The organism is Dyadobacter sp. CY323 (assembly GCF_021390245.1).
Lineage (GTDB): Bacteria > Bacteroidota > Bacteroidia > Cytophagales > Spirosomataceae > Dyadobacter.
Genome location: NZ_JAJUXH010000011.1, coordinates 179062 through 205800, shown reverse-complemented (window position 1 = coordinate 205800; position 26739 = coordinate 179062). Strand labels below are relative to the sequence as shown.

Genomic DNA, 26739 nt, shown 5'->3' with positions numbered 1-26739 from the left:
GTATGGGATTGATTATGAAAAGGGTTACATGAACGTTCTAACCAGGAACAAATCCTTAGTAGATATTTCAAAGTCGGGAAGCACGGGATATGCGGAACAAATGTCGTTATCCGTGCAGATTTTCACATCTTTTCGTGAAGTATAAATGTAGACGACCTCGTTTTCCGGATAGATGTGCCAAACCACTTTTACCCGGGCATTGAAGTACTCCACTAACTTTTCCTCTATTTTTTCCGCGTCATCATGTTGCGAGATAACTTCTATCACGAATTCCGGAATCGGCTCTTGATCCGATACGAGGGAAGAATCTATTTGCGACCCCGTAAAGTAGGCGAGATCCGGCCTGCGCATTTGTATTCCGCTGAGCATGACGTCTTGCTCCATGATTAACGCCGCTCCTTTTGAGAAAGAATGAGTTCGAAAAAACAATTGCTGAAGTGTTCTGATAATGAACAGGTGCTTTTTCTTCATTTTTTCGAATCTGATTATTTTTCCATCGTTCCATTCATATTTATATCCATCAACAGGCTCCCATTGAAGAAATTCTTCAAGAGTTCGTGGTAAAATGGATGATGAGGAACGCAGTATCATATTCGAATTGCTAACTATTCAGGTAAACTTACTCAAAATCTAAAAAACTTGATATCAATAGCGATGCAAATGAATTAATAAAAGAATCAAAACAACTCCAGCTGCCCGCTCGCCCCTCCCGGCTTTTTGGCTTTCCCCATTACCGTTCTTCCTTCATATTTCCACGAATTATCACGCTCCTGCTGGATGATGTCGTTGAATCGATTGTTAGGCTGAAAGTCTTTTTCGAGGTTTTGCGAGACTTTTGAAAGGTTTCTTAATGCATCTGACTTATCTTTTTCGCCCATCTTCGCTTTCTGAATAGCGCGGTCCAAAGTAAGAATGGATTCATCATATACCGTGATAGGAACGGGAAAGGGGTGACCGTCTTTGCCCCCATGAGCAAAGGAAAACCGGGCCGGGTCGGAGAATCGGGAAGGAGTGCCGTGGATAATTTCACTTACCAGCGTCAGTGACTGGATCGTTCTCGGACCTACACCTTCGAGTAGTAATAACGACTCCATGTCATTCACCGGACTGTCGTGCGCTAACGCCAGAACTGCGCCCAATCTTTTCAGGTTAACGTCCTCTGCTCGAACATCGTGATGATCCGGCATGACCAGTTTCGTAATCTCGCGCATGATCTGGCCGGGATTCTCTTTGGTAAGTTCGAGAATGCCGCTTCTCGTCGGTGCGGCAGCTTTGTCGGTCAGGTTGAGGATAGTACCCTGGTTTTTGCCGTAAATGGAGGTGTGAGGTTCTTCGATGAAGGATTTGATGCTCGGGGAATGCCAGTGATATCTGCGGGCAAGGCGCTCGTTGGTGTTCATTCCCTGCTGAATTACCGCCCATTCTCCTTCTTTGGAAAGAACAAATGAGTGGAGATAAAGCTGAAAACCATCCTGAATAGCCGTGTTATCAACTTTGGCGGATAACCGGCTGCTGTGAACCAGGCTATCTCCATCCAAGCCCGTTTTATTCGCAATCGCCATGAGTTCGGCAGGCGTTGCCCGGGAGTGTTTCCCGCGTCCGCCGCAAATGTAAATGCCGAGTTCCGAAGATCTTTGATTGACCGACTTTTTCAACGCGCCCATGACCGAAGTGGTAATGCCCGAAGAATGCCAGTCCATTCCGAGTACGCAGCCCAGTGATTGGAACCAGAATGGATCGCTCAATTTTTGGAGCAGCGCGTTGCGTCCGTACTCCATTACGATGGACTCTACAATCGCTCCTCCTAATGCGCTCATTCGCTGAGCCAGCCAAACCGGCACTTTCCCGTAATGCAGCGGCAAATCTGCGTGACCACTTTTCATATCTAATGTAAGTTACGAAAAATAGGAAAGTGCCGGAAGTAGAAATTATCGGCGTTTCTCAATGGTACAATTTTTTGTTAAAATGCAGCTTCAAGGCATTTAATTAACTCACTTTATTCAAACTGAATGGCTGTCCAGGTCTTAATCACACTAGTGCTCGTATTTCTTAATGGTTTTTTTGTGGCGGCTGAATTCGCGATCGTCAAGATCAGAGCTTCGCAATTAGAGCAAAAGGCGCAGGAGGGGAATAAGATGGCGATCTTATCAAAAAAAATCGTAGCGAACCTGGATGGTTATCTTGCTGCTACACAGTTTGGTATCACATTGGCAAGTCTGGGTTTGGGTTGGATCGGAGAGCCCGTGGTATCCAAAATCCTGATCGGCGGCATGGAGCTTGTCGGCATTTCGCTTGACCCTGAGCTGGCTCATCAGATTGCATTGCCCACTGCATTTGCAATTATTACCGTGCTACACATTGTGTTTGGAGAACTGGCGCCCAAGTCTATCGCCATCCAGCGCCCCGAGGCCACGACCTTATTTTTGTCTTATCCATTGCATGGGTTTTATATCGTTTTCCGTCCGATTGTCTGGATATTGAATGGTATCGCCAATTTTATTCTGAAAGGCGTCGGCATATCGCCTTCGCACGGTAGCGAGGTACATAGCAGCGACGAGCTTCGGTATCTGGTCCAGCAGCAAAAGGAGAGTGGGATGATCGAAGCGGCGGACTATGATCTGATTAAAAATGCATTCAATTTCTCGGAGCGTCTGGCACGCCAGATTATGATTCCGAGACCTCAGGTTGTTGGTATTGATGTAAATGATTTTAATGAGGCAACGCTCGAAAAAATCATCGAAGAAGGTTATTCACGGATTCCGGTTTATGAAGATACGCTTGACCAGATCGTTGGCGTTTTGCATTTAAAGGATCTGCTTCTAAAAATGCGGCAGGGCAAGGAAATCGTGTTACAGGAGCTGATCCGTCCGATTTCTTCGGTTCATGCATCCAAGCCGATCGGTGCATTACTTCGTGATTTTCAGATGAACCGTCAGCAAATGGCGGTAATTATCGATGAATATGGTGGAGTCGATGGCATTGTAACAATGGAAGACATTCTGGAAGAACTGGTAGGAGAGATTCAGGATGAATACGATAATGAGGTTCCGATCGTAAAAAATGAAAGTGATAATACCTATACCGCGCTGGGTGCGGCGTCTATCACGGATCTGAACGACAAACTTCCTCATGATATCGCGAAGGAAAGCGAGTACGAAACGCTCGCCGGGTACCTGATCTGGAAATTTGGCCGGATACCGTCTGTCGGAGAAAGGTTAAAGACCAAACATTACGAATTCACGATTTTGAAAAAACAAAGAGCAAGTATCTCCCAGGTTAAGATCACCATGCTGGATGCACAGAATGCATTTTAACCTACTTCAGGTGCATCTGAATCCAACTTGTTTCTGAAATGATCTCATTGAAATGCCGACTATGAAAATTTATCTGAAATCCGCATTCGCACTGGTTTCTGCTTTCATGCAGTTTAACGATGCTTTTTCTCAAAGGCAAAAGAAGGGAGATGCATTTCCAACATACGAGCAAATCAGAGGGGATAAGAAGGAAACGGTCGATTATGTTGCCCCCCGTAGCCAGGGATCTGTAGGCGTAATACCTAGATATACTGTCAGAGATCATCACCTTGGTGCTTTCACATATCAGGAAGACAGTGTGACTTATATTCTGAATGGAAGGAAAGTAAAAAGTAAGAAGAAGGCTGAATATGAAGTAAATAGAAAAGATGTCCGGATCGAACGGGTTTCTATCGGGGAAGTGGGGAAGGATGGAAAGAGGATAGTTGAAATCGATTATGAACCGTTCAAAGTAGAGTAATCAGGCATTATTATAAAGCTTGATGATCGTCTGACGCATTTTTTGGCCTGTTTCACTGAGTATGAATGCAATGCTTTCCGCCATATCGGAGCCCGGGATCCATTTGTTGAAGTCGGCATCCGGCATGGCAGTGCGGTTGTCCGGCGTGTCTATTATACTTGGAACTACAACCGATGCCGTGATATTTTTCGACTTGCCTTCTGCATTGATAATATCTGCCATTTGAAATAGCAAAGACTTTGAAAGTGTGTATGCAAAACTTCCCATTCCCTGCTCGGCGACCAATGCGGGGCGCGCACCGATAAAAATAAACTGCCCGCCTCCCTGCGTTTCGAAATGCTTTTGTAAAGGTTTTACAAGGTGAAATGCCGTTAAAAAATTCATCGTTATCATTTTCTCGATGTCGGCATCTTCGGTGTCGGTGAGCTTGCCCTGGGCAAAACCACCCGCCAGAAAAATGCCGGCATGAATAGAACCGGCATTTTCGATGGCTTTCTGAACGAAATTTTCTGACTGACCTTGATCTGACAGATCTGCCGGATAACTAATTACATTAGAAAACCCTGCGTATTTTGAAGTCTTGCCCTCGCGAACATTGAGGTGGATCGTATAGTGTAAAGCGGTGAGCTTCGCCACTACATCTTTCCCCAGGTTACCCGTAGCTCCACTTATAATGACGTGATTTCCCATATGGCCTGTTGAATGTGTCAGGTATTATTCTTTGTTGAGCAGATCAATTAAAAACTTGCGGAATGGCTCGGCAAATTCTTTTCTTTTAAGTGCGAATTCCACGGTCGTTTTCAGATAATCCAGCTTGTCGCCGATATCATGACGTTTGCCTTCAATATGGTGCGCATAAATGTTTTCACGCTTCAAAAGCAATAACAATGAATCTGTTAGTTGAATTTCGTTATTTTTTCCTTTTGGCGTCTGTTCGATCGTGCTGAATATTTCGGGAGTTAAAATGTAACGTCCCGCGATTGCCAGGTTAGAAGGTGCGAGATCGATAGCGGGTTTCTCAATCAATGTACTAAGCTCCATAATGGTATCACTTAACGTCTTACCGCCCACAATTCCATAACGGTTTACTTTATTCGCCGGAACTTCCTCCACCGCGATCACCGATCCGCCATATTGCTCATAGGTGTCCATCAGCTGTTGTGTAACCGGGATCACCGAATCCATAATCGTATCTCCAAGAAGTACTGCAAATGGCTCATTACCAACATGGTGGCGGGCATAGTAAATCGCATCCCCGAGTCCATTCGCTTCTTTTTGACGGACGAAATGCACGTTCGCCATATCTGCTAAACGGCGCATTTCATTGAACCATAGTAAATCCTCTTTTTCCTCTAGGCGGGTTTCCAGCTCTACATTGCGGTCAAAATGATCTTCAATGGCCCGTTTTCCTTTTCCGGAAATGATCAAAATGTCTTCTATCCCAGAGTCAACTGCTTCTTGAACAACATATTGAATAGTTGGAATATCAATAATAGGAAGCATTTCCTTGGGCATTGATTTGGTTGCAGGCAAAAACCGGGTTCCAAGTCCGGCAGCAGGAATTACAGCTTTACGAATCATATTTTTTAGCTTTTAGCCAGGAGCTTTTAGCGGTTAGCTATTAGCTGTTAGCTTATGGTTTTGTTAAATGACAAAATAGGTTGGCAATAAAGCTAATGGCTAACAGCTACTAGCTAATAACAGCTCTTAAACCACAAACGGCCTAATTACCCTTGCATTATGCTTTTTTAGTTCTACGAACAGCTGGTTGAGCATGTCATCGTCGCGGTAGATGCCGATGATTGTGCCTCCTGAGCCGGCGAATTTGGCGGAGGCCCCGCAAGCTCTGGCTGCATTGATCAGTCTTTTGTTCGACTCCGGCACATTATAGATCTTGCAGCGCAGGTCAAAATTCTCATTCATTAACTGATGCAAATCGTCCGGGCGACCTTCCAGCAAGGCTTTTTTACCATCCTCGGCTTTCTGTGCAATTTGTCCCAAAACGTCGATCACATGTGCTTCACCCCGGTCAAACCGAGTTCTCACGTCGCTGTGAACTTTGCCCGATACTTTACTCAGATTGGTATTATAGGCGACATACAATTTCGGCAGGAGCTCAGGATTAACACGTTCGTATTTTCCATGACCTTTTTCTTCGATCATTGTTTTATCAAAATCCATGTAAACACAACCTTCATAACATTGGATCACGCGGTCCTGCAAACCAGCCGTAATGCCAAGTTCCTCGGTCTCGGTCACCATTACAAGTTGAGGAAGTATCTCGATCGGGATTTCAACTTTATAAAACTGCATGAGCGCACGGAACAGTGCTACCACAATGGCACTGGACCCCGACATTCCTACCTGACGAGGAATAGAAGACCGGTAACGCACGGTGAAATTTTTGTTTGGCAGTTTAATATCCTGCTCCTCACAATAGTCCCCGAATTTTTTGATCCCGGCTTTGATCAGGGGAATCCCTCCGTTGTAACCAAGCATACTGACGGTATCGCGCAGGTGAAAGATGCTTCGAAATGTGCTCAGATCCTGAGGCTCAGCTTCGATATGAAGTTGCGGGGATTCGTAAAGTGAAATGGAAGCACCGAAGTTCCGGACGGAAATAGATATCGTTTTTCCAAAAAAACCGTCAGACGGATTGCCCAGTAAGCCTGCGCGGGCATAAGCGCGTGTTTCAATTATCAAGGTAAAGGTCTTTTTTGTCCAAAAGTAATAACATAAAGACGATAGAGAGTCATTTTGCCCCTATCGCCCTGAAATATTTGAGAAACAAAAAAAGCGGGATACCGGGTATCCTTGCTCTTCACTGATAAATGGTTTACTAAAATCTTATTGTTTCACCACCTGAACGTTTGCAATCAGTTTCACTTCGTCGCCAACTACTACGCCGCCAGCTTCTGTCACTGCACTCCATTCAAGGCCGAATTCTTTGCGGTTTAGTTTTCCCGAAATCTCAAAACCTGACTTATTATTTCCGTAAAAGTCGGTCATGTTACCACCGTATTCCACTGCGAACTCAAATGGTTTGGTTGTATTTTTTACAGTCAGGTCGCCTGTCAGAGTATAAGAATCGTCACTCTTTTTGGATAGCTTACCTGCGTATGAAAGTTTAGGATATTTTTCTGCATCGAAGAAATCAGCCGATTTCAAGTGTCCGTCGCGTTGTTCCTGATTGGTATCGATACTATTCACGTCCGCTGAAAACGCAACTGTGGCTCCGTCAAAATCTTCTGTTTCGGTTTCTATCGATCCCTCAAATGATTTGAAAGCACCTGTAACGGTAGAGATAACAAGGTGTTTTACTTTAAACTGAATTTCTGAATGTGTTGGGTCAATTACCCATTTACTAATTGCCATATCTTTTAATGTTTTATATGTATTGACATTTAATGTATATACATGTATTTATTGAAAATAGTTTCACGGACATGAAAAAATCTTGTCGGGCGGACAAGATTTTTTCAACTTTTGAATATTTACACAATCAGTGGGTTGGCATTGTAAAAATCGCTGGGTCGATTTTGGGGTTTACTTCCAGGCTCTGGATCTTCAAAGCCATCGTAGCGCCAGGCATCGCCGATGTTGTTACTTCTGATGTGAAAGGGTAGGTGATTCCATCCACTTGTCTGAAATCGGATTGCGTATTTTCTGACTTAACATCTTGTCCGTTTATGGTAGTCTGAACCACAATTTTCAATATGTAGAACGTGTCTTTTGATAGGTAGTTGATCCTCCTGATTCCATTCTTTAAAGTCATTGATACTTTGTAGACTTTGGCACCGGCAAGATCTTCTTCACCATCGAGCGTCAACGTGTAGCCTTTTTCCTTATAGTTATACAAACCGGTCAGATCGGTTTCGGCTGACATCGACTTTACTGCTTCTTCGGGTAGCACCGTTGCTTTCGGCTCGCCCGCCATCGGATTTATCGACCAGCCTGTATTACCATTTATGACCTGCACCACTTTCATGCCCTGAACGGTCGTTTCGCTACGAAAACCTTTATTTTGAATAATTGTCGTATTAATGGGGACTTTCATATTCATCACATCCATTTCAGCTGTGATTTTGAGGCTCTGTAATTTCGAGAGTTTGTCTCCACCTCCCATTGCTTTTACGTGTTTCGAAATAATTTCATCCAGGTTCTGACCGTAAACAGTTCCGGTTAATGCCGTGATAAATAGGAAAATGAATGTCTTAAAGACCGTTGAGTTACGCATAACGATTTGGTTGTTTAGTTTTTGAACTGCATTTACACCCCAATATTGCATTTGGGACAAACTTATAAAACAAAAAAAGAGCGGGTTGTCGAACCCGCTCGTTTCAATATATTGATTTTTGAAAGCCCTAGTTTTTCAAAGCTTCCGCACCGCCTACGATTTCGAGGATTTCCTTTGTGATAGCAGCCTGACGTGTCCGGTTGTAAATCAATCGGAGTTCCTTCAAAAGCTCCTGCGCATTTTCAGTCGCTTTTTCCATCGCCGTCATACGGGCACCTTGTTCAGACGCGTTGGATTCGAGCACTGCGCGATACAACTGGATTTTTAGCGATTTTGGAATCAGCTCAGCAAGAATTTCTTCTTCCGTCGGTTCAAAAATGTAGTTTACTTCCGTTTTTTTCTTTCTGGAAGATTTGTTCTCAGTCGGAATTGGCAGATACTGATCTGCGTGAATAATCTGGGTAGCAACGTTTTTAAATTCATTGTAAACCAGATCAACGGCGTCGTAACGGCCATCAGAAAATTCCCTCATGATTTCCTCCGCTGCCTGCTTCACGGCAACGAAGCTCAATCTTGTGAAAATGTCTGTGTAGCCAAGGTTAACAACAAATCCGCGACGCACAAATGCTTCTGCACCTTTCTTTCCAATCGCAAAAATCTCAACATTCCCTTTTCGGGCCTGAACTGCATATTTTTGCTCGATCAGCGCAAGGGTAGCTTTTATGATGTTTGTATTAAATGCGCCACACAATCCACGGTCCGAAGTAACGACTACGATCAACACTTTTTCGATCGCGCGAACTGTTTTTAAAGGACTGTCAACGGATGTTTCTGCCCCGGAAGATACAGTGGAAAGCATATCTCCCAATTTTTGAGCATAGGGGCGCATCTGCAGGATACCATCCTGTGCTCTACGCAACTTCGCAGCAGCAACCATTTTCATGGCTTTTGTGATCTGCTGGGTACTGTTAACCGAAACAATCCGGCTACGTACTTCTTTTAAGCTTGCCATTAGTTGGAAGTTTAAAATATTCGGTGTTTCGCTGACCGGAAACTCCGAAGGTTAATGTTATGATAGAAAAGGCCCAGGTAAGTAACTACCTGAGCCTTATATTTTTATTGGTATTTAACAGCGATTTCTCTCGCGACTTTTTCAATCACGTCTGTTACGCTATTATCGAGCTTACCTGCACGAAGACCTGCCAACGTCTCTTTGTATTGGCCGCTCAAAACAGTCAGGAAGTCTTTTTCAAATTCTCTTACGCGGTTTACATCTACTTTATCAAGCAGCCCTTTTGTAGAAGCATAAACCGTTGCAACTTGCTGTTCGACAGGAACGGGAGCATATTGAGGTTGTTTCAAAACTTCCTGGTTACGACGTCCGCGGTCGATTGCAAGTTTAGTAGCCGCATCAAGATCCGAACCGAATTTTGCAAATGCTTCCAGTTCGCGGAATTGGGCCTGGTCAAGTTTTAATGTACCAGAAACCTTCTTCATCGACTTGATCTGTGCATTACCACCCACACGAGATACCGAAATACCTACGTTGATTGCAGGGCGGATACCCGAGTTGAACAGGTTGGATTCGAGGAAGATCTGACCGTCCGTAATCGAAATTACGTTCGTAGGAATATAGGCCGAAACGTCACCTGCCTGGGTTTCGATAATTGGTAATGCAGTTAGTGAACCACCCCCTTTTACGATTCCCTGCAAGGAAGGAGGAAGGTCGTTCATCCCTTTCGCGATTGTATCATCCGAGATGATTTTGGCAGCACGCTCCAAAAGACGGCTGTGGAGATAGAAAACGTCTCCTGGATATGCTTCACGTCCCGGAGGGCGACGAAGTAGCAGGGAAACTTCACGGTAAGCTACCGCTTGTTTCGAAAGGTCATCATAAATAACCAAAGCAGGACGACCTGTATCACGGAAAAATTCACCGATCGCAGCACCCGTAAATGGCGCGTAGAACTGCATTGGAGAAGGATCCGAAGCTCCTGCTGCAACGATTACGGTGTAATCCATTGCTCCGTATCTGCGAAGTGTTGCCTCGATCCCTTTGATGGTTGACGCTTTTTGTCCGCAGGCTACGTAAATACAGTAAACCGGTTCGCCTTTGTCGAAATATTCTTTCTGGTTGATAATGGTATCAATCGCAACCGCAGTTTTACCTGTCTGGCGGTCACCAATAATCAACTCACGCTGGCCGCGACCGATGGGGATCATCGCGTCGATTGCTTTAATACCTGTTTGAAGAGGTTCTGTTACCGGCTGGCGATAGATAACACCGGGAGCTTTACGCTCGATCGGCATTTCATAAAGCTCACCAGTAAGTGGACCGTTTCCGTCGATCGGCTCAGCCAGGGTGTTTACTACACGGCCAATGATGCCGTCACCCACTTTCACAGAAGCAATTTCTTTGGTACGTTTTACAGTCGCACCTTCTTTAATGTCACTAAAATCTCCAAGCAAAACGGCTCCGACGTTGTCTTCCTCGAGGTTAAGTGCGAGGGCTTTAAGGCCTGTTTCGAATACAAGCAGCTCACCTGCCTGTACTTGTGAGAGGCCATAAATGCGGGCAACACCATCACCAATCTGGAGAACTGTGCCTACTTCTTCGAGCTCTGCTTCTGATCTGGCGCCTGCAAGTTGTTCACGCAGGATAGCCGAAACTTCATCCGGTCTAACAGATACCATAGTATATTTAACTTATTTAAAGTATAGTAGTAAGTTTTTGAAAACTGCCGCAAAGGTAGATTTTTATTTTTGTAAAATCAGTATTATTCTGATTAAAACCTGTTCGATAAATTAGATTTTTCCAAGGTTTTCAATGATACCCTGGAGGTATTGAATAAATAACCGTTTATCCATTTATAACAACATTTCTAAAACTTTTTTAGGTACTATTTGTGTTTTTGTTGTAATTGAATTCGTTAATACGACTTTACGTAATTAAATTCCATCTTACCTACCATTCGTCAGTTCAATGTACAAATTAGAAAAAACCGTTTTAGCAGCCTTAATAGTAGGAGTTCTAGTTATTTCAGAAGGGACAGCACAGACTATCAAAAAAGCAGTTAAACCAGCCAACACAGCTAAACCGGCAGCCGCCAAAAAAGCACCGGCTTCAACAGTAAAAGCAACTTTCTCGCCGGCCGTACTTAAAAATCAAATGGATTCTTTATCGGCAGCGATCGGCGTAAGTTTTTCTTACTCACTATCTTCTCAGGGAATTACTAATGTAAACACGGATGTTCTTAATAAAACGATCAATGCAACCTTGAAGGGAGACAAGACGACATTTACTCCTGAGGAGGCCAATGCATTTATCGGTACTTATTTTCAAAAAATTATGGAAGAAAAAGGTGCGGTTGTGAAGGTGGAAGGTGAGAAATTTTTAGAAGAGAATAAGAAAAGACCTGGCGTAACCACTACCGCCAGTGGTCTGCAATATGAAGTTATTAAGACGGGCGATGGACCTAAACCGGTTGCCACTGATAAAGTGAAAACACATTATCATGGTACGCTCATCAATGGAACAGTTTTTGACAGTTCGGTTGATCGCGGAGAACCGATCGAATTTGCATGTAATGGCGTAATTAAAGGATGGACAGAAGCTCTTCAGTTGATGCCGGTTGGTTCAAAATGGAAATTATTCATTCCATATGACCTGGCTTACGGAGAGCGTGCAGCAGGCCCTCAAATCCCGGCTTATTCAGCTCTGGTATTTGAGGTTGAATTATTAGAAATTGTTAAATAGCAAACGTTCAACAATGAAAAAGTACCTAATCACTCTTATACCGGTTGTGTTGCTAGGTTGGCAGCGGGGCCCAGATCAGCAAAAAGTGGCTGTAATGCCTGCTGTTGAGACTTCCATGGAGGAAGATATTAAGCCAATTCCTGCGCAATACAAGGCAGAGGAGCTGACTACGCGTATTTTATCAAGCTATCATTATAGAAAAACAAAACTGAACGACTCACTTTCTGAGGCGATCTTTGACAAATACATCGACGCCATCGACCATGGGAAGCTGTATTATCTGGCATCTGACCTCGCTGAATTTGATAAGTATAAACACTCTTTTGATGACTACCTTCAGAAAAGAGAATTAGATGTTCCATTCGACATTTATAATGTTTTCAGAAAACGATATAAAGAAAGAAGCGACTACATTCAGGCTTTGCTGAAGGAGCCTAAACCATTTGACTTTACAGCAGATGAGTCGATGGATACCGACCGCGAAAAGGCTACTTGGGCGAAAAGCACAGATGAGTTGAATGACACCTGGCGCAAATACCTTAAAAGCGAAGCGCTGGATATGAAACTTTCGGGAAAAGCGGATACCGCTGTAATCTCTACCTTACGCGACCGGTACAAGAACCGTGACCGCGCATTAGGCCGTATCAGAACTGAGCAGGTTTTTCAAATGTACATGAATGCCTATGCCGAGTCGATGGACCCGCATACCAGCTACATGGCGCCTACCTCTGCGGATCGTTTTAAACAGGAAATGAGCCAGTCGCTGGAAGGTATCGGAGCATTGCTGGGCGAGGAGGATAATTACATTAAGATTAAGGATGTAATTCCGGGTGGTCCTGCATTTAAGGGGAAACAGCTTAAAAAAGAAGATAAGATTATTGCTGTTGCCCAGGGTGATGAAGGTAAGATGGTGGATATCATCGGATGGTTTGTAGATGATGCTGTGAAGTTGATCAAAGGCCCAAAATCCACTGTGGTGAGATTGCAGGTGATCTCGGCAGATGCATTACCCGGCACGCCTCCGAAAGAATATCGTCTGGTTCGTGAGAAGATAAAATTGGAAGAGCAACGTGCAAAAAGTGAGATCGTGTCCATTAACTCGGGAAACAAGGATTTCAAAATTGGCGTAATCGATATCCCTCTCTTTTACCGCGATTTTGAGGGTGCGCAACACAAAGAGAAAGAATTTTCCAGTACTACCCGTGATGTTCAAAAGTTGATCACCGAACTGCAGGCTACGAATGTAGATGGTATCGTAATTGACTTGCGTAACAATGGAGGTGGTTCCCTTACTGAAGCAGTTTCGTTAACCGGATTATTCATTAACAGAGGTCCGGTGGTTCAGGTGAAAGAAGGTCAGGGTGAAATTGAAGTACAATCTGACAATGATCCTAGTATTGCTTACGATGGACCGATGGCGGTGATGGTGAACCGGTTTAGTGCCTCGGCATCCGAGATTTTTGCTGCCGCGATCCAGGACTACAAACGTGGAATTATCGTAGGTGAACAAACTTATGGTAAAGGTACCGTTCAGACGCTGATCGATTTGAATCAATGGGTCCCGAAAGAAACTGACCAATTGGGACAAGTTAAGTTGACAGTTGCGAAGTTCTATCGCATTAATGGCAGCAGTACTCAGCTGAAAGGCGTAATGCCGGATCTGGAACTTCCTACTGCATTTAAGGAAAATGAATATGGCGAAGGTTCACAGCCAAGTGCGCTTCCCTGGGATCAGATTGCTTCTTCAAAATATGACCTGGCAAATAACATCAATCCTAAAATCGTAGGTCAGCTTAAAGACAAGTATAACGCGCGTCTTAAGTCCGATCAGGAATTGAAGACTTTGGTGAAAACGCTTGACGAATTCAAGAAAGCCCGTGAGAACAAAGTTGTTTCACTGCAGGAATCAAAACGAAAAGTGGAACGCGAGGAGGCTGAGAAGAAAAGGGCGGCAATGAAGCAACTGGGTGAAGACAATACCGATGGTGACGACGAAGATGAAGTTGATTCCAAAGTTGCCGAAGCTCCGAAAGATGTGAAAAAGAAAAAAGATATTTACCTGACGGAAACCGGCCGGATGCTGGCAGATCTGATTGTAATATCCAAAGAGCCAAGTCTCGCTGGGGCGAAGAAAAAATAAGGGTTTAAAAATTGAAAGCATTAAAAAAGCACGGGTTTCAGATCCGTGCTTTTTTAATGCTTTCAGCATCCATTTACTCCCAGCCACCTCCAAGTGACCGGTAAAGTTCAACCAATGCGATGAACTGATCTTTTTTAATGTTGGTCAGATTCAGTTCAGCTTCCAATACTCCCCGCTGCGCCGAAATCACTTCAAGATAAGAAGCATAACCCGTCATAAAAAGGTCGTTTGATGTGGTTACTGCTCCCTGTAGTACCTCTACCTCCTGTTGCTTCAAACCGCTGATTTTTCGACTATTTTCCAGCTTTTTCAGGCTCGTGCTCACTTCCTGAAATCCGGTCAGAACTGTTTTGTTGTACGCATACAATGCCTCCAAACTTGCTGCTTCTGCGCTTTTTTGATTTGCTTTTAAAAATTTTCGATTTACCAAGGGAGCAGTTAATCCTCCCAATGCATGATAGGCGATAGAGCCGGGTGAAAAGAGTAAATTGCTTTTAAATGCATTTAAACCAATAAATGCGGTAATGTTGAGCGCAGGCAAAAACGCAAGCTGTGCAGCCTGCTGATCTGAATAGAATGCTAAAAGCGATAGCTGTGCTTCCTGGATATCAGGACGTCTTTTCAGCATACTGGCCGGAATACCAGTGCTCACCGAGTCGGGAAGTGTCTGATCAAGGGCCAGGCCACGGGTGATTTTTTGAGGAAATCGTCCGAGGAGCACATTAATGTTATTCTCATATTCTACAATGCTTTGCTGAATTTCCACTTCAAGGCTCTGGGTATTTAGCATCTGCGCAGTAAGTTGTCTCACTCCAAGTTCGTTAGCGCGCCCAGCTTCTTTTTGGATCTTAACCGTTTCGACCGCAGATTGTTGCAATGCGATATTTTTTCGGATGATATCCAGCTCGGAGTCTAGCGCCATGAGCTCGTAATAGCCTTTTGCAACTTCCGCGATCAGACTTGTAACAATAGCCTGCCGTGCTTTTTCCGAAGCCAGGTATCGGGTGTAAGCTGCTTTTTTTTGTGTTTTTAATTTACCCCAAATATCCACTTCCCACGAACTTCGTAACCCCAGAAAGTAATCAGGCAGGAATGGAGCAGGAAGCCTGCGGTCGTTGTCGATATTGTCTGAGAAATTGGTGTCGTAGTTACCCACGCCGTCCATCGTGTAATCTCCAAATTTTCTCCCGCCGCCGGACACTTCACCGGAAACGGATGGAAGTAATGCACCTTGTCTAACCAGAATATTCGTGCGCATCATCTCAATGCGTTGAACAGCCATTTTCAGATCCAGGTTGTTTTGTATTGCCGTGTCGATTAATGCAATAAGATACTCGTCTCTAAAGAAAGTTTTCCATTGCGTGGCGCCGATACCCGATGAATCGGTCTGATCCTGAAACGTTTTCGGAACTGCGATCCGGGTTGCCTGCTCCACTGGCTTCGTGAGTTTACAGCCTGATACGATTAATACAATTCCAATAAATAGGAGCTTGTTAAGCTTTTTATGTGTTTTCATCAATAAGAACTTTATGAAATAGCGGCCGGATAGAATCTCCGGCCGCAAGACGATTAGTCAAGAACTACCACTTCTCTTTCGGGAACCACCGTTTTCGATGTTTTCTTTCCAGCCATACTTGCAAAGAGCACGTACAATCCCGGGATGATGATGATACCAAAAAGTGTCCCGATGAGCATGCCGCCCGCAGCCGCAGTACCAATGGACCGGTTTCCGATTGCCCCGGCACCCGAAGCCATTACAAGTGGAATTAGCCCGGCCACAAATGCAAAGGAAGTCATGAGGATAGGGCGTAACCTTTCGGTAGCACCTTCCAGTACTGCATCGATCACCGAACGTCCCTCTTTTTGCCGGATAATGGCATACTCCACGATCAGGATCGCGTTTTTACCTAAAAGTCCAATGAGCATCACGAGCGAAACCTGGGCGTAAATGTTGTTTTCGAGCCCCATTAATTTCAATGCAAGAAATGCTCCGAAAATCCCGGTCGGGAGTGAGAGAATAACGGGTAGAGGCAGCAAGAAACTTTCGTATTGAGCCGCCAGCAGCAGGTAAACGAAAATAAGGCAGATCCCGAAAATGTAAATCGCCTGATCACCCGACAGAATTTCCTCGCGCGTCATACCCGACCATTCATAGGTAAAACCTCTCGGCAAACTGGTCGCCGCGACACGTTCGACGGCTTTAATCGCATCGCCGGAACTGAATCCCGGTGCAGCGTCGCCATTGATCATCGCCGAGGTGAACATGTTGTAACGCGTCAGAAGTTCAGGTCCGTAAACCCGCTCCAGCCGGATAAAAGTTGAGAACGGCACCATTTCGCCCCGACTGTTTTTGACATACAATTTCAGGATATCCTCCGGGCTTCGCCGGAAGCTGGGATCCGCCTGCACCATTACCTTGTACATTTGTCCAAAACGGATGAAATTGGATGCATATAAGCTTCCTATCAAGGTTTGGAGCGTATTCATCGCTACATCCACGGAGACGCCTTTTTTAGAGGCAATATCCGCATCCACATGGATCATATACTGTGGAAAACTGGCGTCGAAGCTGCTGAATGCATTCGAAATTTCCGGAGCAGCCGTCAGATCCTTTACGAATTTGTTGGTAATGTCAGCGGTTTTCTGAAGATCGTCACTTCCGGTCCGATCCTGTACTCTGAGCTCAAATCCACTAGAGTTACCAAATCCAGGTACAGTGGGCGGCGGGAAAAACTGAATGTCCGCGTCGGTAATGTGCTTGGTTTTCTTCTCCATTTCGGCGATAATCTCCTGAACAGACGATTTTCGCTGATCCCAGGGCTTCAAATTGATCATCGCCATTCCGTACGACGATCCGGCCGATTCGGTAATCAAACTATATCCCGATAAGCTGGAAACGGATTCCACGGGTTCGAGCGATTCCGCTACTTTCTGGATTTCGTCCAGAACAGCCTCAGTCCGCTCAACGGTAGCGGCAACTGGCGTGGTTACATTGACGTTGATGACGCCCTGATCTTCTGTGGGAATAAATCCGGTCGGTAAGATTGTATTCAGCCCGTATGTTCCAACGCAAAAGGCAATTAGCAAGCCGACTGTCACGACTCTTCTGTTCACAATAAGCGAAAGCAGCTTTCTGTATTTGTTTGAAATACCATCATACCCATTGTTGAAACCTTTGAAAAACCGGTCGAGCCAGGTGTTTTTAGAGGGTTGGCCGTGCGTGTTTTTCAGCATTAATGCACAAAGTGCGGGGGTTAAGGTTAATGCATTGATACCGGAAATCACAATGGAAATGGCCAGCGTAATGGAAAACTGCCTGTAAAATATCCCAACCGGACCTGACATAAATGCAACCGGAACGAACACCGCCGACATCACCAGCGTGATCGCAATAATAGCCCCGCTCATTTCCTTCATTGATTCCATCGTCGCCTCGCGTGCATTCAAATGCTTTTCGGCCATTTTCGCATGCACAGCCTCGACGACGACAATCGCATTATCGACGACAATCCCAATCGCGAGTACCAATGCAAAGAGCGTGAGCAGGTTAATAGAAAACCCGAATAGTTGCATAAATGCAAAAGTCCCGATCAATGCGACAGGCACCGCCAGTGCGGGAATGAGCGTCGATCTGAAATCCTGAAGAAATAGGTAGACGATGATAATTACCAAAATAAATGCTTCGATCAGCGTCCGCACTACCTCATCAATGGATGCGTCGAGAAATCGCGAAACGTCATAGGAAACAAAGTAATCCATACCGGGCGGAAAAGTGGTTGTCTTCAATTCCGCCACCTTTGCTTTGATGTTTTTAATGACTTCCTGCGCATTGGAACCCGGGCGCTGTTTGATCATTATGGACGCCGACGGTTTTCCATTCGATTTAGAAGCCATATCGTACTCGAGTGTACCAAACTCCACATCCGCGACATCCTTCAATTTCAGCATGGAGCCGTCCGGATTGGAGCGGAGAACGATGTTTTCATATTGAGCCGGTTCAAATAATTTGCCGGTGTATTTCAAAACATATTGCAAAGCCTGGACTTCCCGACCAGAGCTGACACCGGTTTTTCCCGGGGCTGCCACCACATTCTGGTCGCGAATCGCTTTCACCACTTCTTCCGACGATACATTATAGCTCATCATACGGTCGGGTTTAAGCCATACCCGCATCGAATAATCCTTACTTCCCATGATCTGGGCGCGACCGACACCGTCGATCCTTTTCAGCTCTTTCAGGATGTTGATATCTGCAAAATTGTAAACAAAATCTTCGGCGACGGACGAATCCGAGCTCATAATATCGAGATACATGAGCATACTGTTCACCTCTTTTTCAGTGGTAACCCCGGCCTTGATTACTTCTTCCGGAAGCTCATCGATTACGGTCTGAACACGGTTTTGGACGTTAACAGCGGCAAGGTCCGGGTCTACGCCCACATTGAATGAGATGGTAATGGTAGTCACGCCGTCGTTTCCGGAGACGCTGGTCATGTAGGTCATGCCAGGTACACCGTTGATCGCCTTTTCAAGTGGTACAGCAACTGCATCCACACAAACCTCGGAGTTTGCCCCGGTATAGGTTGCGGTCACAACAACCGATGGCGGCACAATGTCGGGAAACTGGGAAACGGGCAGTTCTTTGAATGCCAGAAGTCCCAGCAGGGTAATAAAAACGGAGATAACCAGCGATAAAACCGGTCGCTCTATGAATTTTTGAAACATGATTTGAAATTCAGGTGAGACGAATGGATCCTATCGCGCGGTAAGCTCGATCTTGTTAGTTTGTGTATTCAGACTGTCCATCGACACGTTTTTCGGATTAATGGTAGCACCGTCTTTCAATCCCTGAAGTCCTTCATATACAATCGTTTCTCCTGATTCCAATCCTGACTTTACCACATAATAAGAGGCGAACCGCGATCTTGGAACGAAGCTTCTGGTTTTGATCTGGTTGTTTTTATCCACCACATAAACAAAACTCTTGTCCTGAATCTCAAAAGCCGCTTTTTGCGGGACCAAAATGGCATTTTCCACGGTGTTTGTCAGTCGGATCGTTCCGGTTGAGCCGTGTTTCAGGAGTTTTTCGGGATTTGAAAAACGGGCGCGGAATGCAATGGAGCCGGTACCTTCGTCAAATGCGCCTTCCATGGTTTCTATTGTTCCTTTGTGTTTGAAAAAAGAACCATCCGCCAATTCCAGTTCAACCACGGCTTCCCGGTTATCGGCTTTACCTCTGGCTTTTACATATTCCAGGTACTCATTTTCTGAGACGTTGAAATACGCAAAAATTGCTTTGGTATCCGATAATGTCGTTAGCAGCGTTCCGTCGTCGATGAGGCTGCCCATTCTTTGAGGGATCCGGTCGATCACGCCGTCGAATGGGGCCCTGATTTCCGTTCTTGAAAGGTGGATGGCAGCATTGGACTTATCAGACCGCGATTCTTCGATTTTCGCATTCGCTGCCGCAAGTTTTGCTTCTGCAACCTCCACTTCTGTTTTCGTGATCACGTTCTTTTCAACCAGGAGTTTCACGCGTTTCAGTTCGAGCTCAGCGCCTTTTGCCTCGGCAATGGCGCTTTGCAGATTGGCCTTTGCTTTGGCAAGCTGCGCCTCATATTCTTCACTGTTAATGCGGAAAAGAATTTGACCTTTTTTGACTTCTTTGCCTTCGTCTACGTACACTTGTTCGAGATAACCTTTTACACGGGCATAGATTTCAACATTTCTAACAGCTTGTATATTACCGACATACTCGCGGTGAAGATCGGTTTTTTGTGGCTTTAATTCAGTGACGGGTATAGTGAGAATGCTGTCCCTGAGGTTTGATGCAGTTTCGCTTTTTGACGCGCAACCATAGGTAATCACGCTCAGCGCCAGCAGGAGCTGTAATTGTAAATTTTTCATAATGAGTAATTGAATGGATGACAATACGAGTTGTGTCAGATCAGCGTGCTAAATGCAGCATGCCGATCCATCCGTGGTGTTTTACGGTACTTGAAAGAACGCTTGCGGCGGGAACTTAGAAGGGGCAGAGGCGGTGAAGGAAACCGTAGTAACCGGGTAATTCAATATCACCCTTTGGCAATGCAGGTAATGAAACAGACTCCCGGATATTTTTCGGGATTTGTGCTATGTAGTATTCAGAACCGATCTCTGAAATGAGCGTCAGAAACCGGTAGGTCGAATGGCGATGCCGAAGAAGATCGGACAGGTTTTCTTTCCATTCAAAATCATCCGCACGTACGATCGTTTCCTCTTTGCAGATACTGTCGTCAATCAGGGCGAACTGACCCGGATCTTCGGACGATTCAACAGTATAGGGTGAGAAGCTGTCGGTTCCAATATCCAGCTTGCACGCAAACGCCGGCTGTTGCGAAAACAGCGTCGAGGCCAGCATTTGTGCGAGGCAGAAAAACAATACAAAAGTTCTTTTTGTCATGATTCTGATTGAGATCAGTTCATTAAAAAATTTATACTTTTATAATGAAATAAAGATTAATTGGAACAATAATAACGGAATGTTACTACACATCGGTAGATGTCCAAATGTAATAATTCAGATCTAGAATCCAAATTTAAATAGTTGTTAATGCATGTTAATGCCTTCTTTAGCCAAAGAAATTACGGTTTTAAACACAAAAAATAATAACTTATCGTGGATTAAAGCCATGTAACCAGCAGGTATGTTCCATGGATATTGAGCCAATAAAAACAACCCGGTTTGTACTAACAAAAATGACCTCAGCCGACGGGGACAAGTATTTCAGGCTGAGTAATAATGAGAATGTGATGAAGTATGTCACGGGTTATTCGCTTACCAGGGAAGAGTCCGACGCCATGTTGGAAAGTTTCCTGAGCGAGTACGGCCGGAACACATATCTGGGACGTTACCTGATCGAGGACCGTTTGAATGGAGAGCTGGTTGGGGCTGCGAAGCTGGACCGCGTTGGATCAGACATGGAGATTGGTTACCGTATTATGGAAGAGCAATGGGGGAAAGGAATAGCCACCGAAATTGCCTCGGCGCTGATCAAATTCGGGAGGGAAGTGTTGAAATACCGAAATGTGATTGCTTATGTAAATGTCAATAATGCGGCTTCGGTGCGCGTACTCGAAAAAGCGGGGATGACAAATGTGCAGACCATTGAAGATATTGATGAAGTCAAGTACAAATTCATTTATTCACCTCAAAAAAATCCCACGATGAAAAAAGTGCTCTACGTAATCGCCGGACTGATTGCATTGGTCCTGATCGCCGCTCTTATTATGCCGAAAGACTATGCTGTGGAAAAGGAAATAGTAATTAGTCGACCCAATGCCGAGGTTTTTGCATATCTCAAACCATTAAAAAACCAGGATAACTGGAGTGTCTGGTATAGCCGTGATCCGCATATAAAGAAGAATTTTACCGGGACCGACGGGACTGTCGGGTTTGTTTCGATGTGGGAAGGAAATAAGGATGTGGGAAAAGGTGAGCAGGAAATTACGAAAATTGAGGATGGAAAACGGATCGATACCGAACTTCGTTTTCTGGAACCTTTTGAAAGCAGCAACGACGCCTACATGATCACCGAGCCGGTCGATTCCAGCTCTACGCGGGTGAAATGGGGTTTTACGGGGGCAATGCCTATACCCATGAACGTTATGCTCCCGTTTATGGGAATGGAAGAGTCTGTTGGCAAAGATTTTCAGGACGGTTTAAATAATCTCAAAGAAATTTTAGAGAAATAATGCAGCATACAGATCCGCGCGTTGACACGTACATTTTAAAATCGGCAGATTTTGCAATCCCCATTCTCGAGTACCTGAGGGCGGTCATTCACAACGCTTGCCCGGAAGTAAAGGAAACGATGAAATGGAGTTTCCCTAATTTCGACTATCATGGCAGCATTATGTGTAATATGGCGTCATTTAAAGGACATTGTTCGTTTGGATTTTGGCTCGCTTCCCAGCTTACTGACCCGCATAATGTGCTGACTACCGGCGACGAAAAAAATGCGATGGGCCAGTTGGGGAAAATCAAAAGTCTGGACGATCTCCCATCTGAGGAGTATTTAACTGGCCTTGTTAAAGAAGCCATGCATCTGATCGACTCCGGCGTAAAGCAAAAAAGATCGGAAAAGTCCGCCGAACCGAAAGAGCTGGCCATTCCCGATTATGTTCCGGAGGCTCTCTCAAAAAGTCCGAAAGCGCAGGAAACCTTTGCTAAATTCAGTTATTCAAATAAAAAGGATTATATCGAATGGTTTGAAGAGGCGAAGACTGAGGCCACCCGTAATAAACGTGTTGCAACCGCGATTGAATGGATGGAAGAAGGAAAATCGCGGAATTGGAAGTATGAACGGAAATGAAAACAGACCTTACCAGCTTCAATGCCGGTAAGGTCTGTTTCTCTTAAAATTGCCCGTTGGCGTCGGCCAGGGAGTACCTGAAAGTGTAGTAGCTTGCTTCTTCTGTGGGCACATCCTCGGGCGCGCCTTTGTAATAACTGATGATTTCCAGCTTGGCGAATTTGCCTTCCGAAGTTTTTACCAAAATTGTTCTGCCGATGATCGGGAGAATGGCGTGAACGCCCATATCGTACTTATACCACGAATTCCCGCTTCCACCCGGAATGGCAAATCCGGCGTCCCCGTCCGACTTATAACCTTCTTTCGGGGCTTCGGTGATGGTATCGAAAGGTTTTTCCAAAACAATTGCACCTCCCTGACCTGGTCCGCTGGTGCCGCCATTTACCGCGATCGTCGTTTTGCTGAATGCAATATCCCAGCTTTTGCTTTTCGCCTCTGCGGCAGGAACGTCTTTTCTGGTAGCCAGACTAAAATAAATGTATGGCTTCGTGTTCGCATCAAGGTCTTTGATCACCACAATCTCCGACTTAACCGGTTTTTCCAAGGTAATATCTGTTTTCAACGCTACGGTCGTCGTTTCGTTGCCCGCTAAAAATACGGATGAAACGGATAGGAGCAAGGTTTTTAATAGCATGATTTCTTTATTAAAAATCAGAGAGACAATTCCGGGAACTGGCTCTCTGATCAGATGATTTACATTAAGCCCCTTTTTTAACCAGCTTGTATTCGAGCTTTGGTTTGCCGCGCTCGCCGCCATCTTCGGGATGGAAGCTCACAAATCGCAGTTTATAAATGTTCCCGGCAGCATCTTTGATCAGGTAAAAACGGTCTGTTTTAACACCTATGGTTCCACCGGAAGTCACCCGCCATTTCGATCCGATGACGTCCGCATCGGTGGAGAATGTAATGCCGGTTAGATTTGCTTCTGCAAACGCATCGTAAGTTGCTGTGGTCGTAAGTACTTCTGCGGCGCCTACCTTCGCTTGTGCGTTTGTGAAAACAAGATCCGAGAAGCCGTAAGGAATCAGGCCGGCACCAAAATTGGTAAAGTACATATTATAGCCCCATTGAAGGTCCCAGCGATCTTTGGCAGGTTCCACATCAACCGTCGCACCTTTATCTAATGAGACAAACTCAAAATTGTAAGCGGCATCTTTGGTAATATCGAGCGTTTTAAAAGTGGTATCATTCACTTTTGCATATTGAAGCGTATAACCCGTTCCTTTACGCAAAATCCGGATTTTATACAGATCGGCAACTTTCGGTATAGCAGCAGCGCCGCCAGCGCGGTTCAGAATGTACACTTTATTGTCAGCATCTGTCGCTGAAACTTCTTTGATCACTGTTTTAGTAAGATCTCCTTTCGCATCATCAATGAGCGACAGCTTACCCAATCCTTGTCCGATTGCCAGTGAATCCGCCACAAAATCCTTATCCGTTACAGTCGCGAGATCCGTTTTATTGATCATCAATGCCGATGCCCCGGTGGTACCATTAATGATCACCCGGAAATCAGCAGCACCATAGAATCCAAGATCCCAGCTGTTGCGCAAAACAGGCGTTTGTGTATTGCTGCTCAGGTCCAGAAAAACGGAATTAGCGGCGCTGCTTCCCAGTTCCGAACCTGCGATCCCATTCAATTGAATGCTGGTACCTTCCGAAATGATCGCTTTAAAGCTGAGTTTAAGATCGGTATTTGGGCCAATCAATGCAGGTGTGCCTACCGAGGTGATTTTGAATGCGATGCTTTCGTCACCATCAAGGAAAACGCCAGCCTTTTTAGTCACTTTAAATGAGGCCGAAGACTGGCCAGCAGGTACCGATAATGCGATCACATTGTTGGTAGCCACAGGGGTCGTGGTGAATTCGGTATTATAAATAAGCTGCGTTGGAGTTAGCGAAACCGAAATGGGAGTAGCCGCATCCACAGCTCGCGACAACACGATTTTGACCTCCGTTTCTTCGCCTTCGAAGCCTTTTGCAGTGCTTTCAAAACCAGCTACATTGTCCGGAAGCGGCGGCTCATCATCTTTACAGGCATTGAAACCTATCAGGAAAGTAATCACTAATAGTGACGTAACGATCTTATTCATAATTGTTTGTATATGTTTAAAAGGGTATTGATTAATTTTTTGACCATTGAAAATTCAATCCGAGAAAATAAGACCGGCCGTAGGAAAGTGGCACGGAGCCTCCGGAACTGTGCGCGCCGCCTGTGTCTGTGGAGGAATTTGTGAGTGTCGTTACCCCGAGCAGGTTCTTTACTCCACCCAATAAATTGATGTATGTTCCGATTTTCTTATTTATCGTCACATCGGCCATATGAAAGCCTTCCGTTTCCGCAAGTTTTATATTGACCTGATCAGTACTTTCATAGATCGGACGTTTGCCCGAATATTTGTAAAAGACATTAATCCCCGTGCCGATTTTCTTAAATGTGTAAAGGAAGTTTGTGTTCACTTCGGTCGACCACACGAACTCCGGCAACGAGCCAAACTCTCCAGGACTTTCAGAGAACCGGTTATACCGACCTATATAGGAGCCCCCTAAATTGATCTGCAGGTTTTTTATAAAAATTTTATTATCAAGTGTAAACCCTGTGGTTTTGAATGAATCGACATTCAGATAAGTCGTTTCACTTGGATTGCCCGGATCGATCCCTGTTTCGATCAGATTGTGGAAGATGTTGTAAAAGCCGCCTAATGTGGTTGTTACGCGGACATCAGGCTTGGTAACCCACTGCCAGACCAAAAACGAATTGAAACTGTTGGAGTACTCCGCTTTCAGATTGACATTTCCGCGGATGGAGTGCGAGGCGTCATGGAAATCGAAATACAACTCTCTTAATGCGGGAGAACGAAATCCTCTGGCGTAGCCAAATCGCAGGTCAAGGGTTTTGGTCAAAGCCAGTTTTCCATTGAGCGACGGGATAACCGGTGGAGCGTCGTATACCGAGTTTTTTAGGAACCTTACCCCGGGACTGAGTTTTAGAATTTGTCCAATTTTCACTTCCGGTGCGAGGAACAATGCATATTCGGTAATGCTCGAAGAACCCAATATCCGCGCGCCGGAGCTGTTGTTATCGGTAAGTTCGAGGCCGCCGAGAATTGAAATGTGATCGGTAACCTTGTAAAATGCAGTTCCGCGAAAGAAAGTAGTGGTAAAAACAGACTTGTCCTGCGATCCCGGATCCAGGGAAAGCGTCCGGCGATTATTTGCATCTACATTGGTACTGAGTGTGTTCCGCGAATAATCCGTGTAAGAAACAACTCCATTCAGATGGAGCTTTTCATTTACTTTAAATTCGGACTGGACCTGATGGAACCACCGATTGGTTATGTAATCCTTATCCGCGGCGATGCCCGAAATCGGATTGCGATTTCCGAATGATTGGATCGTCTCATCTGTCCCGCTGAACCGGTACCACACATTCCATTTGTGACCCTGAAACCTTGCCCCGGCCGTGTAAAGCATCTGGTCTTTCGGCATCCAGGCTTTGGCCCGACCGGTGGAGGAACCCTGCCAGCCACCGAAATTATTCCGGGTGACATTGCCTGAAAACTGCAATTTTTGGTTTTGCCACGTTACTCCTACACTCTGGTTGTGCGTACCCTCGTTTGTAAACGCATGGTATTCATCACCCGAAGTTTCTTCCTGTAACCTGGCGGTCACGGTCAGATTGGAGCCATCCTGTCCTTTTTTTGTGATGATATTAATGACTCCGGCCAGCGCATCGGTACCGTAAATCACAGACATCGGGCCTTCGACTATCTCTATACGTTCGATCATGTTGACGTCAATCTGGCCCAGACTCTCACGCGTGCTTCCCCGGTCCACCATCGGAATTCCATCGAGCAGGATCTTGACATTTTGTCCCGACATACCCATTAACTGGATATCGGTCGTCCCGAGAGTCAAATCATTTGAAAAGCGTATGCCGAGCTCGGTAATAAGAATAGTTTGAAGATTGGTCGCGCCGCGAAGCCGTATTTTCTCGCTGTCGATGGTACGAACCTGGTAAACAGAATTTTTAAGTGATTGTGGCTCAGACTGTCCCGTTACAATCATTTCCGATAACGAGAGTGGAGAGTCGGCAAGTGTAATGTCCGGAACGACGGTTGTTTCGCCGGGTTTTACTTCCAGTGAAGTATAGTTATCATCACTTCCGAGCGTTTTAGCGACCAGCGTGTAGCTTCCAGCCGGAGCTTTTAATGCGAATTTTCCGCCGCCGTTTGTTTGCGTACCGTAAGATGTCCCTTTTAGAAAAACACTTACTCCGGAAAGCGGCTCTCCTGCTTTTGATATGAACCTTCCCTCGATCTGCGCATCCCGGGTTTGCCCGAAAACAAGTGCTGCATGCAATAGCAAGACCAGAATGGCGGAGAAATGTTTCATCGAAAGGTTATTTAGACTAATTACATTCACAAAGGAAATGTATTATTTAGACTAATTACAATCAAACGAATAAAAATTTTTA

Annotated in this window: 22 protein-coding genes; 6 read left to right on the top strand and 16 right to left on the bottom strand. The window is 45.1% G+C overall.

Features of this window, described 5'->3' with window-relative positions; genetic code table 11:
- Window positions 1-24 precede the first annotated feature (24 nt).
- Window positions 25-591, bottom strand: a complete 567-nt coding sequence (locus LZG72_RS17600) for a Uma2 family endonuclease (protein WP_233875470.1) — start codon at window positions 589-591, stop codon at window positions 25-27.
- 86 nt (window positions 592-677) lie between these two features.
- Window positions 678-1883 carry a DUF763 domain-containing protein gene (locus LZG72_RS17595; RefSeq protein ID WP_233875468.1) on the bottom strand — a complete coding sequence of 402 codons (1206 nt, stop codon included), beginning with the start codon at window positions 1881-1883 and terminating at the stop codon, window positions 678-680.
- 126 nt (window positions 1884-2009) lie between these two features.
- Here LZG72_RS17595 and LZG72_RS17590 point away from each other — a divergent pair, with 126 nt between their 5' ends.
- Both LZG72_RS17590 and LZG72_RS17585 read left to right on the top strand, forming a co-directional pair.
- On the top strand, window positions 2010-3314 hold the full coding sequence (locus LZG72_RS17590; protein ID WP_233875467.1) for a hemolysin family protein: 1305 nt from the start codon (window positions 2010-2012) through the stop codon (window positions 3312-3314).
- Between the two features lie 61 nt (window positions 3315-3375).
- Entirely contained in the window at window positions 3376-3774 is a 399-nt protein-coding gene (locus tag LZG72_RS17585; protein ID WP_233875465.1) for a hypothetical protein, read from the top strand.
- On the opposite strand, the gene LZG72_RS17580 is transcribed toward LZG72_RS17585, so the two are convergent.
- The 7 genes from LZG72_RS17580 to atpA form a co-directional block, all read right to left on the bottom strand.
- Window positions 3775-4464 (bottom strand): SDR family NAD(P)-dependent oxidoreductase, encoded by a 690-nt coding sequence (locus LZG72_RS17580; protein WP_233875464.1) that lies wholly within the window; start codon window positions 4462-4464, stop codon window positions 3775-3777. It abuts the gene before it with no gap.
- Between the two features lie 24 nt (window positions 4465-4488).
- Entirely contained in the window at window positions 4489-5355 is an 867-nt protein-coding gene (gene galU / locus LZG72_RS17575; RefSeq protein WP_233875461.1) for a UTP--glucose-1-phosphate uridylyltransferase GalU, read from the bottom strand.
- 126 nt (window positions 5356-5481) lie between these two features.
- Window positions 5482-6477, bottom strand: a complete 996-nt coding sequence (locus LZG72_RS17570) for a mevalonate kinase (RefSeq protein WP_233875459.1) — start codon at window positions 6475-6477, stop codon at window positions 5482-5484.
- A 144-nt stretch (window positions 6478-6621) separates the two neighbouring features.
- Complete coding sequence (locus LZG72_RS17565; RefSeq protein WP_233875457.1) at window positions 6622-7149, bottom strand: YceI family protein; 528 nt, start codon at window positions 7147-7149, stop codon at window positions 6622-6624.
- 127 nt (window positions 7150-7276) lie between these two features.
- Window positions 7277-8011 carry an outer membrane lipoprotein-sorting protein gene (locus tag LZG72_RS17560; protein ID WP_233875455.1) on the bottom strand — a complete coding sequence of 245 codons (735 nt, stop codon included), beginning with the start codon at window positions 8009-8011 and terminating at the stop codon, window positions 7277-7279.
- 127 nt (window positions 8012-8138) lie between these two features.
- Entirely contained in the window at window positions 8139-9023 is an 885-nt protein-coding gene (gene atpG, locus LZG72_RS17555) for an ATP synthase F1 subunit gamma (RefSeq protein WP_233875453.1), read from the bottom strand.
- Between the two features lie 104 nt (window positions 9024-9127).
- Complete coding sequence (gene atpA / locus LZG72_RS17550; RefSeq protein ID WP_233875451.1) at window positions 9128-10705, bottom strand: F0F1 ATP synthase subunit alpha; 1578 nt, start codon at window positions 10703-10705, stop codon at window positions 9128-9130.
- Between the two features lie 289 nt (window positions 10706-10994).
- Between atpA and LZG72_RS17545 the strand changes: the two genes are divergently transcribed.
- Both LZG72_RS17545 and LZG72_RS17540 read left to right on the top strand, forming a co-directional pair.
- The gene (locus LZG72_RS17545; RefSeq protein ID WP_233875449.1) at window positions 10995-11768 is read left to right on the top strand and encodes an FKBP-type peptidyl-prolyl cis-trans isomerase; all 774 of its coding nucleotides are present in this window, start codon (window positions 10995-10997) and stop codon (window positions 11766-11768) included.
- Window positions 11769-11781: 13 nt separating this feature from the next.
- Window positions 11782-13908, top strand: a complete 2127-nt coding sequence (locus LZG72_RS17540) for a carboxy terminal-processing peptidase (protein ID WP_233875447.1) — start codon at window positions 11782-11784, stop codon at window positions 13906-13908.
- Window positions 13909-13981: 73 nt separating this feature from the next.
- Here LZG72_RS17540 and LZG72_RS17535 read toward each other — a convergent pair whose 3' ends face one another.
- From LZG72_RS17535 to LZG72_RS17520, 4 genes are all read right to left on the bottom strand, one after another.
- Window positions 13982-15424, bottom strand: coding sequence for an efflux transporter outer membrane subunit (locus LZG72_RS17535; protein ID WP_233875445.1), 1443 nt, complete (start codon window positions 15422-15424; stop codon window positions 13982-13984).
- A 53-nt stretch (window positions 15425-15477) separates the two neighbouring features.
- A complete protein-coding gene (locus LZG72_RS17530) occupies window positions 15478-18633 on the bottom strand; it encodes an efflux RND transporter permease subunit (RefSeq protein WP_233875443.1) in 3156 nt (1051 codons plus the stop codon).
- A gap of 30 nt (window positions 18634-18663) precedes the next feature.
- Window positions 18664-19815 carry an efflux RND transporter periplasmic adaptor subunit gene (locus LZG72_RS17525; protein WP_233875441.1) on the bottom strand — a complete coding sequence of 384 codons (1152 nt, stop codon included), beginning with the start codon at window positions 19813-19815 and terminating at the stop codon, window positions 18664-18666.
- Window positions 19816-19930: 115 nt separating this feature from the next.
- On the bottom strand, window positions 19931-20350 hold the full coding sequence (locus LZG72_RS17520; RefSeq protein ID WP_233875439.1) for a hypothetical protein: 420 nt from the start codon (window positions 20348-20350) through the stop codon (window positions 19931-19933).
- A 251-nt stretch (window positions 20351-20601) separates the two neighbouring features.
- On the opposite strand from LZG72_RS17520, the gene LZG72_RS17515 reads away from it, so the two are divergent.
- Window positions 20602-21642 carry a GNAT family N-acetyltransferase gene (locus LZG72_RS17515; protein ID WP_255701051.1) on the top strand — a complete coding sequence of 347 codons (1041 nt, stop codon included), beginning with the start codon at window positions 20602-20604 and terminating at the stop codon, window positions 21640-21642.
- A complete protein-coding gene (locus tag LZG72_RS17510) occupies window positions 21642-22262 on the top strand; it encodes a YdeI family protein (protein ID WP_233875435.1) in 621 nt (206 codons plus the stop codon). Before LZG72_RS17515 ends, LZG72_RS17510 begins: the two co-directional genes overlap by 1 nt.
- A 43-nt stretch (window positions 22263-22305) precedes the next feature.
- Here the strand turns inward: LZG72_RS17510 and LZG72_RS17505 are convergent, their stop codons facing one another.
- The 3 genes from LZG72_RS17505 to LZG72_RS17495 all read right to left on the bottom strand — a co-directional run bounded on the left by LZG72_RS17505 (window position 22306) and on the right by LZG72_RS17495 (window position 26657).
- On the bottom strand, window positions 22306-22896 hold the full coding sequence (locus tag LZG72_RS17505; protein ID WP_233875433.1) for an HmuY family protein: 591 nt from the start codon (window positions 22894-22896) through the stop codon (window positions 22306-22308).
- Between the two features lie 64 nt (window positions 22897-22960).
- A complete protein-coding gene (locus LZG72_RS17500; RefSeq protein WP_233875430.1) occupies window positions 22961-24355 on the bottom strand; it encodes an HmuY family protein in 1395 nt (464 codons plus the stop codon).
- Between the two features lie 31 nt (window positions 24356-24386).
- Complete coding sequence (locus LZG72_RS17495; RefSeq protein ID WP_233875428.1) at window positions 24387-26657, bottom strand: TonB-dependent receptor; 2271 nt, start codon at window positions 26655-26657, stop codon at window positions 24387-24389.
- Between the last annotated feature and the right edge of the window lie 82 nt (window positions 26658-26739).